The organism is Saccharothrix sp. CCNWYY140, from assembly GCF_037401995.1.
GTDB lineage: Bacteria > Actinomycetota > Actinomycetes > Mycobacteriales > Pseudonocardiaceae > Actinosynnema.
The window spans coordinates 1-11799 of sequence record NZ_JBBEGC010000182.1; the positions used below are offsets into that span (position 1 = coordinate 1).

The 11799-nt window shown below is 71.0% G+C and carries 12 protein-coding genes; 5 read left to right on the forward strand and 7 right to left on the reverse strand.

What is annotated here, in order from left to right; genetic code table 11:
* Positions 1 to 130: 130 nt before the first annotated feature.
* The 7 genes from WBN91_RS37095 to WBN91_RS37125 all read right to left on the reverse strand — a co-directional run bounded on the left by WBN91_RS37095 (position 131) and on the right by WBN91_RS37125 (position 7299).
* Positions 131 to 799 (reverse strand): DUF899 domain-containing protein, encoded by a 669-nt coding sequence (locus WBN91_RS37095; RefSeq protein WP_337728944.1) that lies wholly within the window; start codon positions 797 to 799, stop codon positions 131 to 133.
* Positions 796 to 1257, reverse strand: coding sequence for an SRPBCC family protein (locus WBN91_RS37100; RefSeq protein WP_337728943.1), 462 nt, complete (start codon positions 1255 to 1257; stop codon positions 796 to 798). The genes WBN91_RS37095 and WBN91_RS37100 overlap by 4 nt, the downstream gene beginning before the upstream one ends.
* Positions 1254 to 1586 carry an ArsR/SmtB family transcription factor gene (locus WBN91_RS37105; RefSeq protein ID WP_337728942.1) on the reverse strand — a complete coding sequence of 111 codons (333 nt, stop codon included), beginning with the start codon at positions 1584 to 1586 and terminating at the stop codon, positions 1254 to 1256. The genes WBN91_RS37100 and WBN91_RS37105 overlap by 4 nt, the downstream gene beginning before the upstream one ends.
* Positions 1576 to 2007: an SRPBCC domain-containing protein gene (locus WBN91_RS37110; RefSeq protein ID WP_337728941.1), complete on the reverse strand. Its 432-nt coding sequence runs from the start codon at positions 2005 to 2007 to the stop codon at positions 1576 to 1578. The genes WBN91_RS37105 and WBN91_RS37110 overlap by 11 nt, the downstream gene beginning before the upstream one ends.
* Before the next feature lie 75 nt (positions 2008 to 2082).
* The gene (locus tag WBN91_RS37115; RefSeq protein WP_337728940.1) at positions 2083 to 5397 is read right to left on the reverse strand and encodes a phosphodiester glycosidase family protein; all 3315 of its coding nucleotides are present in this window, start codon (positions 5395 to 5397) and stop codon (positions 2083 to 2085) included.
* A gap of 100 nt (positions 5398 to 5497) precedes the next feature.
* A complete protein-coding gene (locus tag WBN91_RS37120) occupies positions 5498 to 6493 on the reverse strand; it encodes an AraC family transcriptional regulator (RefSeq protein WP_337728939.1) in 996 nt (331 codons plus the stop codon).
* A gap of 251 nt (positions 6494 to 6744) precedes the next feature.
* Positions 6745 to 7299 (reverse strand): DM13 domain-containing protein, encoded by a 555-nt coding sequence (locus WBN91_RS37125; protein WP_337728938.1) that lies wholly within the window; start codon positions 7297 to 7299, stop codon positions 6745 to 6747.
* A 124-nt stretch (positions 7300 to 7423) separates the two neighbouring features.
* Here WBN91_RS37125 and WBN91_RS37130 point away from each other — a divergent pair, with 124 nt between their 5' ends.
* The 5 genes from WBN91_RS37130 to WBN91_RS37150 all read left to right on the forward strand — a co-directional run bounded on the left by WBN91_RS37130 (position 7424) and on the right by WBN91_RS37150 (position 11570).
* Positions 7424 to 7828 carry a hypothetical protein gene (locus tag WBN91_RS37130; protein WP_337728937.1) on the forward strand — a complete coding sequence of 135 codons (405 nt, stop codon included), beginning with the start codon at positions 7424 to 7426 and terminating at the stop codon, positions 7826 to 7828.
* A complete protein-coding gene (locus WBN91_RS37135) occupies positions 7825 to 8922 on the forward strand; it encodes a winged helix DNA-binding domain-containing protein (RefSeq protein ID WP_337728936.1) in 1098 nt (365 codons plus the stop codon). The genes WBN91_RS37130 and WBN91_RS37135 overlap by 4 nt, the downstream gene beginning before the upstream one ends.
* A gap of 59 nt (positions 8923 to 8981) precedes the next feature.
* On the forward strand, positions 8982 to 9359 hold the full coding sequence (locus WBN91_RS37140; RefSeq protein WP_337728935.1) for a hypothetical protein: 378 nt from the start codon (positions 8982 to 8984) through the stop codon (positions 9357 to 9359).
* A 99-nt stretch (positions 9360 to 9458) separates the two neighbouring features.
* Positions 9459 to 10499 (forward strand): GNAT family N-acetyltransferase, encoded by a 1041-nt coding sequence (locus tag WBN91_RS37145; RefSeq protein WP_337728934.1) that lies wholly within the window; start codon positions 9459 to 9461, stop codon positions 10497 to 10499.
* A gap of 39 nt (positions 10500 to 10538) precedes the next feature.
* Positions 10539 to 11570 carry a LacI family DNA-binding transcriptional regulator gene (locus WBN91_RS37150; protein ID WP_337728933.1) on the forward strand — a complete coding sequence of 344 codons (1032 nt, stop codon included), beginning with the start codon at positions 10539 to 10541 and terminating at the stop codon, positions 11568 to 11570.
* Positions 11571 to 11799: the final 229 nt, after the last annotated feature.

The window sequence follows — 11799 nt, forward strand, 5'->3', positions numbered from 1 at the left end:
CCCTTCGGGCAGGCCATACGGGGATGACACAAGCAAGAAGCCCAGGCAGAGGTGTGCCGTGCGGCAGCTTCGTGAAAGCAGGCCTGCTGGCGGCGGTGGGGTGGGGCGAGGTGTTTTGTGGGGGTGTTTGTCAGTTTGTTGGTTCGTCGTGCCAGGTCCACCACTGGTAGGGCGGGGTTTGGGGGTAGCCCTCTGGGGAGTCTTCCCAGGTTTCCTGGCGGCCCAAGGCCGTGATGTCCAGGTAGGCCCAGGTGCCACCCATTGACTCGTCGCCGCGGTTGTTGATGAAGTAGGTTCGGTAGATCTTGTCTTCCTCGCGGATGAAGGCGTTGGTGCCGTGCCATTCGTTGACGCCGAAGTCGGTGTCGAAGTCGTCGGTGATGGTGTGCCACGGGATGGTGGACCAGCCCATCCTCGACTTGATGCGTTCTAGGTCTGGCTGGGTGCCCCTCGATACGAAAGCCAGAGTGGTGTTTCGGTTGTGCAGGTGGGTTGGGTGGGCTACCTGGTCCGCTACCATCGAGCAGCCCTTGCAGCCGTGGTCTGGCCAGCCGTGTACGCCTGGGTCCATGAAGGCTCGGTAGATGATCAGTTGGCGGCGGCCTTCGAAGAGGTCCAAGAGGGTTTTGGGGCCTGTGGACGTGTCGAACGCGTATTGCTTGGTTACGGGTAGCCAGGGCATTCGGCGGCGTTCTGCGGCCAGGGCGTCTTTTGCCCTGGTTAGTTCCTTTTCCTTGACCAAGAGGGCTTGACGGTGGGCTTCCCACTCTTCTGCGGTGACGATCTTGGGGGGTTTCATCGGGTACCTGCCAAGGGTGGGACGTGGTTGGTTTGGCCGGTGTTGGGGGTGCCTTCACCGGTGGTGATGAGGTTGTGCAGGCTGGTGCCGATGTAGAAGCGCCATGCGTTGTCGCAGACGGTGTAGCACTCGTGGGTTGGGATCAGGCCGTGGTGGGTGAAAGTGAGGATGGTTCCCGTTGAGGTTTCTGCGATGTCGAAGGTGATTGTGGTGTTGGTCCACTCCGTTTGGTCTTCGGTGAAGGCGAAGTGGTTTTCCAGGACCTGCCACGAGATGGTGGTGGGTGCCAGCTCGGTGACCTTGATGCGGCAGCGGTGCAGGTCTTGGTAGTGGTAGGTGAAATCGGTGGTGGTGTCGCCTTCTATGTCTTCTGACCACCAGCGGCGGGCGTTGGACACGGCGGTGAAGACCTCTTCGGGAGGCTGGGGGACCGCCAAGGTCATGGTGAAGCTGGTCATTGGCTCTCCAAGTGGTTCTTGAGGGCGGCCAGGGGGCCGTCCCAATCGCGGGCCAGGGCCGCCAGGAACTGTTGGGCCACCTGCATCGGGGCCGAGTCCAGGCGGTAGCGGACGCGGCGGCGTTCGCCGGGTTCCGGGGTGACCAGGCCGGTTTCCGCCAGCAGGGCCAGGTGTTTGGCGATCGCCTGTCTGGTGATGGGCAGGCGGTCGGCCAGGTCGGTGGCCGTGGCGGGGCCGCCCGTGGCGAGGGCGGCCAGGATCGACCGCCTCGTCGGGTCGGCGAGGGCGGTGAAGACCTGTTCGGCGATCGCCTCCGCGTCAGGCCGCATCGAGCAGGTCGACGAGCTGGCCCAGCTCGCTCTTCCAGCCCTGGCTGTGGGCGTCGTACGCCTTGCCGTGGCAGTTCTCGGGCAGCTGGGCGAAACCGGACTCGACCACGGTCAGGCGGGTGCCGGACTCGATGGGTTCGAGGGTGAACTCGACGTACGTGCGGCGCGGGTCGTCCTCGGGCATGCCGTGCATGCGCCAGGTGAAACCGAACACCGAGGGCTCCTCTACGCGCTCCACCCGCATCTCGACGGCGTCGCCGCTGTCCCACGACATCTTCGCCTCGCCGCCGGGGCGCAGGTCGATGTTCGCGCGTTCGCCGAACCAGGACGCCAAGCCCTCGGCCGTGGTGAGCGCCGCCCAGACCCGGCCGGGCGGTTGCGCGACCTCGACGGTGCGCTCGATGCGGTCGGGGAAACCCATGACTTCCTCCACATGTGGTGCAACCGGACGGTTGCCAAAGTATGGCAACCGTCCGGTTGCGTCAAGCGGAGCTGGTCAGGCGGCCTTGTAGCCCCATTGCGGCCAGGAGACGGTCAAGTCCTTGCGTTGGGTGGTGCCGTTGACGGTCACGGACAGGGAGATGCGGGCGGCTCGGAAGGTGGTGAGGCGGCCGGTGTCCGGGTTCAGCCAGGCCGCGTGCCAAGGGCGCAGGCCGGTTGCCTCGCCGATGTGGACGTTGGGTGAGGCGGTCCAGTCGGCGCTCACCGGGTAGCGGACGGGGACTTGGCGGGTGCCTTGCGTGAGGGTCGCGGTGATGTCCGCCGGTACTCCCGCGGTGAGGTGGTCGGGTGTGGTCAGGGTGAGGGTGTCCACGTGGGGGCGGATCTCGGCGGCGATCCAGTCGGGGCGGTGCGGGTCGACGCCGAGCAGGGTCCAGCCGGAGAAGCCGCCCTCGGCCGGGGACTTGCCGGAGTTGCCGTTGATCAGGTACGGCACACCGTCCACTCTGGACGCGTGGAACACGCCCACGTGCGCGCCGATGAACATCGCGCCCTTGCCGGTGGTGCGGCGGAACTCCGACAGCCAGTCCTCGACCATGTCCGCTTCGAGGCGGTCGTTGAGCTGGCTGCCCTTGGTGGGTGTGGGATCGCGGGGCGGGTGGTGTTCCATGACCACGACCGAGTCGACGTTCCCGTGGTCGCGCAAGGCGTCCCGGAGCATGGTGGCCTGGCTGAAACCGCCGCCGCGGACGGTGCCGGTGGACGAGTCCAGCAGCACGAACCTCGTGCCCTTGTGGTCGAACGTCCGGTTCGTGGCACCGAATTCGCGGCGGAAGTTGTCGATGGTGCCCGGACCCATGATCTCGTGGTTGCCCGGCACGTAGTACCAGGGCAGCTCGTCGCCCAACTCCTCGGTGAGGATCCGCCGGGCCAGGGCCAGGTCGGCGGGCGCGGCCTCGTCCACGAAGTCGCCGTTGATGACGACGAAGTCCGGCTTCTGCGCCTTGATCTCGCGCAAGGTGCGGCGTGCGGAGCGGACGAGGTCGCTGTCCGGGTTGCGGGCCACGAACTGGGCGTCGGACATCACCGCGAACCGCCACGGCCGGTCGTCCACCGTGCCGTCGCGGACCACGACCCGGTCCTCGATCGGTGCGGCGGCAGGGAGATCGATGGCAGGTGGGACCTTGGCGACGATGTCGTCGACGAGCACTTCGCCCTTGTACTGGCGGTCGGCCTTGGTCTCGATGGTGTAGAACCTGTTGATGCGCAACGGGAAAGCCAGACCGGCGGGTACCGGAACCTCCAGATAACGCCAACCCGTCCACGTGATGTACGGGCCGTAGAGCGATCTCGTCAGGCCCGCGTTGTCGGTCACGGTGAACGCCGTCCACTCGCCGCGACCGTGCCCGTACACCCACGCCCCCAGCGCGAGCGGCTGGCCCTCGACCACGATCGGCTTGGGCGGGATCGCGTAGGCAGTGCGCGTCCCGGTGGACTGGCTGAAGTCGTACGAGATCTTGAGGCCCGCGCCGGTGTGCCCGTCCGGGACCGGCGTGACCGAGCCCGAGCCGCGCGCCGAGCCGAACGTCCAGGACGCGCCGTCGTCGAAGCCCGCGACAAGCTTCTCCTCCAGGCCCACGGTCACGGCCACCCGCACCTCCTGCTGCCCGACCCGCGCGATCACCGTGGTGGCACCGGATCGACGCGCGGTGACGGTGAACAAGCCGTTCGAGCCCGGGGCGATGTCCACGACGGAACGGTCGTAGTCCAGGGTCACGTCGTCGGGCTCGATGGGCGCGGTGAAGCCGTCCGGGTCGTGGCCGATCACCCCGAACGCGCCGGTCGTGGTCAGGCTCAGCCGGTTGGTGGTGGCGGACAGGCGGCTCAGCGGCCCGAGGACGGTCAGCTCGACCTCGCCGGTGATCCCGCCGCGCCGGGCGACAGCCTTGGTGCTGCCGGGGGTGAGGCCCCGGAAGACGCCGTCGCGGACGTGCCCGACGAACGGCCGCGTCGAGTGCCACGAGTGCGCGGCGTCGCGGGCGGGGCCGTAGGTCTCGTCGTAGCCGTCGGCGACCAGCCGCCGGGTCAGGCCGGGGAACACCCGCTCGGGGTGCCCGCCGGGGACGGTGTCGGCGCCGGGCGCGCGGCGCGGGTCGATGGCGGTGCGGGTCCAGAAGCCGACCAGGTTCCCACTGCCCTCCGGCGCGTAGAGCGCGAGCCCGTTGGGCACCGGGCGTTCCCCGCCGTCGGACGGCGTGTTCTCCACGGTCACGGCCTCCGTGCCGGGCGTGCGGGCCAGCAGGGTGGACGAGCCGCCGCCGTCGAGGTTGAGGGCGTTGTGCGCGCCCATCTCCTTGAGGATCGACGCCATGTCCTTGAGGTTCAGCCCGAGCAGGAAGGGCGCCTGCCGGCCGTCCACGGTGAGCAGGAACATCTTCTTGCCGTCCGCCGAGAACCCGACCGCCGTGCGCGGGTGCAGCGGGTCGTCGGGCGCGACCACCTGGCCGTCCTTGACCAGCAACTGGTTGCCGCCGATCGCCGCCTTCAGGGCGGTGCCGTCCTGGGCCTTGGTCGTGTAGTCGACGGTGACCTTCCGGCCGATCTCCAACGCCGCGAGCGTGTCGGCGCCGGACTCCCGGCCCACCAGGACGAACCCGTCCGCGGGGATCGGGTCGTCGCCGGCGGTCGTGCGGTGCTCGGTGACGATGTCGCCGCGCACCACCACTTCCGCGACCTTCGTGGCGCCCCGGACCGCGCGGGACCGGCTGTAGGAGCCCCACAGCGGGGTGAACACGCCGATGCCGTTCGTGGCCAGCGAGGCGCTGTTGAGCTGCTGCAACGGGACGGTGGTGCCGTCCTCGCGGGTGATCCGGCCGTCGAACAGCACGTCCATGACCCGCCCGACGCCCGCCGCGTCGATGCCGACCGCCCGGCGGTGGTTCGCGGTGGGCGACTTGACCGTGCGGCCGTCCTGGACGCCGACGCCCTCGGGCGCGTTGGAGTTGTTGATGTCGAAGAAGTCGCCGTTGACCGCCGCGACCGCGCGGGTGCGGGCGGCTTGCGCGGACAGGGGTTCGGCCTGGGTGACCTGGCCGGGGTGCAGGTAGTCGACGCGGGTGCCCCGGGTGAGGTCGACGGTGAGGGCGTCGCCGCGCACCCACCCGCCCGCGTCACCGGGTTCGTACCAGTCGAAGGAGCTCAGCTCGACGCCCGGCGCGACCGGTCGGGTGGTGCGGGCGGTCTCGATGCGCTGCTCGACGGCCGACCGGGCGGCGGGCGCGTCGGGCAGGTCGGGCGCGGCGTGGGCGGGGGTGAGGGGGACGAGGGTCAGGACGGCGGCGACCGCGAGGGGTCGGAGGCGTCTGGGCACGGGGACTCCCGCAGTGTGGTGAATGAATTACCCGCTGCCAGCCAACCTGGTTGGTGCTTGGCGGAACACCGGCCATTCGGAGCAAGTGCGCCCGGCCGCACTACTGGGTAGCAGCACCGGTCCGGTAGGCGCCAGGACTGTTGCCCGTCCAGCGCTTGAACGCCCGGTGAAAGGCGCTGGCCTCGGAGAACCCCAGCCGCAACGCCAACTCCTCCACCGACTCCCCGCCCCGCACGAGGCTGGCCACCGCCTGGTCCCGCAGCAGCTGCTCGCGCACCTCGCGGAACGACGTCCCCTCCGCCGCCAGCTTCCGGCGCAGGGTCGGCGCCGAGACGCCCAGCCGCGCCGCCACCGCGTCCAGGCCCACCACGCCCCCGCCGAGCATCCGCCGCACCTGGCTGGAGAAGTCCGCGCCGTAGTCGCGCCGGGACAGCAGCTCACCGGGCGAGTTGCGCAGGAACCGGCGCAGCGCGGCCTCGTCCTGCACCACCGGCATCCGCAGGAACCGGGTGTCGAAGGCCAGCACGGTCTCCGGCGCGCCGAACCGCAGCGGGCACCCGAAGATCAGGTGGTACTCGGCCGCGTGCGGCGGCTCGGGGTAGGCCAGTTCCACCCCGCGCAGCGGGATGCGCCGGCCGATCAGCCACGACGAGAACCGGTGCCACAGCACCAGCAGCGACTCCACCAGGAACCGGTCCGGGTCGTCCACGCCGTCGGTGGCCAGGGTGAACCTGGCGACGCCGGCGCGCTCCCCCAGCGTCATCTCCGGCCGCACGTCGAACAGCGCGTAGAACGCCAGGCCGCGCCGCAGCGCGTCCTCCAGCGACGAGCAGTGCACCGCGAGCAGGCACATGGTCGGGAACGTCCCGCGCTTGCTGCGCTGCGGCCCGAAGCCCATGAACTCGTCGTCCAGCACCTCCCACAGCGTCTGGATGAGCCGGGAGTACTGGGCGGGCGTCACCCGCGCGCGGTCGTCGGCCAGCAGCGCCTCGGGGATGCCGGCGGCGGCGAGCAGGACGGACACGTCGTGGCCGTGGCGCCGGGCACCGCGCAGCGCCGCCTTGACGTAGTGGATCGCGATGGTCCTCGTGAGCATCACTCACAGTGTGGCAGGAACCGCGCACAGCCGAGGGCGGCGGCGCGGTGTGGGGAGAGAGAAGGTACCGCGCCGCCGCCATCGGTGGCCCACCCCAGTGAGCCGGCTCCTCGTGGATGGGGCATCCGCCCGCCCATCCACGAGGGACGTTTCCGTGTCACCAACCACTTTAAGTGGTCTAGACCAGATGCGTCAATACTGCGAAAAGGCTATATGTGGTATAGACCTTTCTCGGGTGTTTCCCCGGTGTGTCACGACTGTTCCAACGGTGCTACCGCGAAGCCCGCGGAGAACCTCTTGCACCAGATCACGACGCTCCGGACGACCCCCAGGTCCGTCCCGGCGGGCACGTCGTAGATCTGGTTGCCCCGGTTCGCCTTGAGCTTGCCCAGGCTGGTGAACCCGGAGCCGAACGCCGCCTCGGGTGAATCCGACGCCTTGTCCGACAGGTACACGTAGAGGTCCGGCCCGTCGCTGGTGTCCAGCGCCTCGAACTGCACGGCGTGCGTGCCGTCCGGCCGCCGCACCAGGGACGCGCTGCCCGTGGTCGCGTGCTCCAGCGACCGGAACGGTCCGGACGCCAGCGCCACCGGCCCCACCGGCACCGCCACCGTGGTGGTGGTCGTCGCGGCGGCGGCGGCGGTCGTGCTCGCCGGAGTGGTCTCCGAAGTGGACACCGGCACCAGCAGCGCCTCGTCCGCCGTCCGGTTGGTCACCAGGCGCCAGGGCTGGAACAAGTACAGCCCCACCGCCAGTGCGACCACCAGCACCGCCGACACCCCGATCAGGACAACCCGCTTGGACATGACCTCTCGCCTCTTCCGGTTTCGTCGCTTGTGCTCACTGTGACGAACCGGACGCCCCTCAGAGTCCCGGAAACGCCTTACGAACTTCTGACGTCTCGCTGTCGAACCGAGTTAGGGTCGCCGGGTGGGTGAACGGACGGGACTGGCGGTCGTGACGGCGCTGATGGTGGGCTGCGCCGCGCTCGGCCCGTTCCCGCACCCCGTGCCGCTGCTGTTCGCGATCGCCGCCGTCGGCGCGGCCAACGCCGTGTTCCCGCTGATGCGGACATTCGGCTCGGCCCTGCTCGGCGGGGTCGCGGCGGCGAGCGTGGGACTGGCGGCGGTGCCGTTCGTGACGTGCTCCTCGGCGAAGTTCGGCGACGTCTTCACCTGCACCGGCGACGCGCCCACCTGGCACCTGACCGGCTCGGTGCTGGTCGCGGGGCTGTCCGGCGCGGCGCTCGTGCTGGCCCGCGTCCTGGGCACGGTCGACTTGGAACGACGACTCGCCGCCATCGAGCGCGCGGTCCGCGAAAGGGATCCGGAGTGAGCTTGACCTGGGGGCAGGTGGCCGCGTGGCGCACGCGCGCGCACAGCCTGGACGTGCGGCGGCCGGCCGCGGAGGCGCTGGACGTGGTATCGGAGCTGTGCGGACTGCACGCTCAGCTCATGTCCTCCGCGGAGGCCACGCTGCACGCACGCGTCGAAGGACTGCCCGGCGACTACGTGGAGCGGGCGCTGTGGGAGGACCGGGCGCTGGTCAAGACGTGGTCCATGCGCGGCACCCTGCACCTGCTGCGGTCCGACGAGTACCCGTTGTGGCAGGCGGGGTTCGCGACCTACCGGCACTACACCAAGCCGGTCTGGTACCGGAATTTCCACATCACCGCCGAGGAGTTGCAGGCGCTGCTGGACGGCGTGTCGGAGGCGTTGAAGGGCCGGGTGCTGACCCGGGCCGAGCTGGCCGACGAGGTGGCCGCCCGGACCTCGGCGGACATCGGCGAGAAGCTGCGGGAGAGCTGGGGCGCGTACCTCAAGCCGGCGTCGTTCCAGGGCAGGCTGGTGTTCGGCCCCGGCGAGGGCCAGCTGGTGCGGTTCACCCGGCCGGACACGTGGATCGACGTGGGTCCGGCCCCGGCGGACGCGATGCCGGAGATCGCGCTGCGGTGGTGGGCCCAGCAGGGCGTCGCGACGCGGGAGGAGTTCGCGCGCTGGTGGGGCGTGAGCCCGGCCGACGGCGGTCGGGTGGTCAAGGCGTTGGGCGAGCGGCTCACCCCGGTGGACGTCGAGGGCGCGCCGGGCTACGCGCGGACCGACCTCGTAACAGCGTTGCGGGAAGCCGAACCGGTGCGGACCGTGCGGCTGCTGCCGGCGTTCGACCAGTACGTGGTGGCGGCGACCAAGCACGCCGCGCACCTGATGACCGGCGGCGCGCCTGAGCTGGTCTACCGGCCGCAGGGCTGGTTGTCGCCGGTCCTGCTGGTGGACGGGCTGATGGCGGGCGTGTGGTCGCAGGAGCACAAGGGCGGCCGGGTGCACATAACTGTGAACCCCTTCCGCTCGTTGACCGCGAAGGTGCGGAAAGCCGTGGTCGCGGAGGCGGACCTGCTGGGCGAGTCGGTCGAGGTGGCCTGGGCCGCGTAGGTCCTCCTCGATCAAGCGGTACTGTTCTGCCGCTCACGTCGGGACGGAGGGGGTCGGCTGTGCGGGTGGTGTGGGCGGCGTGCGGCCTGGCCGTGGCGGCGTCGGCGCTGACCGGCGTCCTGGTGGGCGTGTACATCCACGGGGTGGACGACGGCCAGAAGGCCGAACCGCCCGCGTCCACGTGGATCACCAACCGCTCGTCCACGCCGCCGGCGACGACCGAGCCGACCAGCGCGCCGACGACCGACGGGGCGTCCGCGCCCAAGGCCTCGACGTCCGCGCCGAAGACGACGACCACCACCGACGCCCCGACGACGACCCAGGCCACCACCCAGCCGCCGCCACCGCCACCCCCGCCGACCACGACGAAGGTCAAGAGGACCGAGTGGCCGTGCGGCCCGCTCAACCCGCTGCCGCCGCCGCAGTGCGACGACTGAGCCGACCGGGCGACTGAGCCGGCTCACGTCACACGCCCGTCTCGCGGACGTTTACGCGGGTGTCCCCGCACGGCAACGTGGCCCGGCCAGCCTGGTCGCATGGAGTCCACACCCAAGACCTGGCGCCTGCGCGTCGAGCTGGACGACAGCCCCGGCGCGCTGGCCCGCATGACCATCCGGCTCGCCGAACGCTCGTGCAACGTGCTGGCCCTGTCCGTCATCCCCGTGCCCGGCGGGGTGATCGACGAGCTGGTGGTGCGCGCCGCGCCCGGCCTGCTGCCCGCCGACCTGCTGGCCGCGGTCCGCGCCGAGGGCGGGCGCTGCGTGGGCATCACGGCCGCCGACGTGCGCGACCTGGTGGACGGCCCCACCGCCGCGCTGCGGGCGGCCGGCAACGCGATGCGGCTGCCGGGCGGCGTGTGCGACGCCGTGCGCACGGTGCTGGGCGCGGACTCCGTCGTGGTCGCGGACGGGGACGTGGAGGTCAACGACCACCAGATCCGGCTGGAGACCGCGGACGCGACGCTGGTGGCCCGGCGCGGGTGGGCGCCGTTCACCCAGGTCGAGGTGGCGCGGGCGGAGGCGCTGGTCGAACTGCTCGGCGCCCGCGCGCCCACGGCCACCGCGCTGATGACCGACGACGGCATGGCGGTGGTGCTGCGCCCCGGCCTGGTCGGCGACGCCGACGCCGTGGCCGCCCTGCACACCCGTTGCTCGATGGGCACCCTGTTCAACCGCTACCACTCGGGCGTGCGCACCCTGCCCCGCCGCTGGCTGCACCGCCTGCTCGCTCCGCCGCGCGGCACGACGGTGCTGGCGCAGTGCGGCGACGCCGTGATCGGCATGGGCCAGCTGATCCCGATGTCCACACCGGACAGTGCCGAGGTGTCGCTGCTGGTGGAGGACGCGTGGCAGGGCCGGGGCGTCGGCACGGGCCTGCTGCTGGCCCTGGCCCGCACCGCCCGCGCCGCCGGGTACCGCGAACTGGTCGGCTGGTGCCTGACCGCCGAGACCGGTCTGCTGCGCACGGCGGCCAAGGCCGGCCTGCCCACGTCGTCGCGGCGCGAGGACGGCCTGCTGCGCGTGTCGGTCGGGTCGTCCCGCGCTGAGAGCGCTTCCCAGCAGGTGACGTCCGGCTAAGCTGGACCGGTCGGCGAGCCGTTCGAGGAGTTGGTGCCCGTGTCCGTCCAGTCGCACTCCGGCACCCGACCCACGCTGGAGGACGTGGCGGCGCGGGCGGGCGTGTCCCGGGCGACGGCCTCGCGCGTGCTCAACGCCTCGCCCAGGGTCAGCCCGGAGGCGCACGAGGCGGTGACGGCGGCGGTCTTGGCGCTGGGGTACCAACCCAACCAGGCCGCGCGGGCGTTGGTGACCCGTCGCACCGGCGCGGTCGCCGTGGTGTTCTCCGAGCCGGAACCGAAAATTTTCGACGACCCGCACTTCGCGTGGCTGATCCGGTCGGCCGCGCGGTCACTGGCCGACGCCGACGCGCAGATGGTGCTGCTGCTCGTGCACTCCACCGAGGACATGGCCCGCGCCGAACGCTTCCTGGCGGGCGGACACGTCGACGGCGCCCTGATGTTCGCGCCGCACAAGGGCGACCAGCTGCCCGCGTTGGCGCGCAAGCTGTCCCTGCCGGTGGTCTACGCGGGCCGGCCGTGGGGTCCGCTGCGCGGGATGCACTTGGTCGACCACGACAACGAGGGCGGCGGCGTACTCGCCACCGAACACCTCCTCTCGTTGGGCCGCAAGCGGATCGCACACGTCACCGGCCCGCTCGACGAGCACTCGGCGATGGACCGCCTGGCCGGCTGGCGCTCGGCGACCGACGCCACGGACGCGGACGTCGAACTGCTGACCGAAAACGGCGGCTTCACCCGCGAGGGCGGCAAGAAGGCGATGGCCGCGTTGCTGGGGCGCGTCCCGGACCTGGACGCCGTCTTCATCGCCAGCGACCTGATGGCCGCGGGCGCGTTGGACGCCCTGCGCGAGGCGGGCAAGCGGGTCCCGGAAGACGTGGCCGTGGTGGGCTTCGACGACCACCCGATGATCGCACCCCACACCGTGCCACCGCTGACCAGCGTGCAGCAGGACACCAGCAACCAGGTGCGCCACATGGTGACCCACCTGCTGCGCCTGCTGCGCGAGGAACCCATCCGCGCACGCCGAGAGGTGCTGCCGACGGTCTTGGTGCGCCGCGAGTCCGCGTAGACGAGTGATGCGCAACTCGGTCACTGGTCGTGGACGGTGAGGGATCAGGTGACGCGTCGTCGATCTTGACGTGCGGCCGGGACCCGAACCGCCGGCCGCAGGTTCGCCCGACCCACCACTAGACCGCCGCGTGCTTTTCCGCGCGGAACGCGCCGCTTTTCCGCCGAAGGCGGCACGCTCTTGCGTTCCGCCAAGCGGCAGCGACCACGGGAAGGGCCTCGGTTTCTTT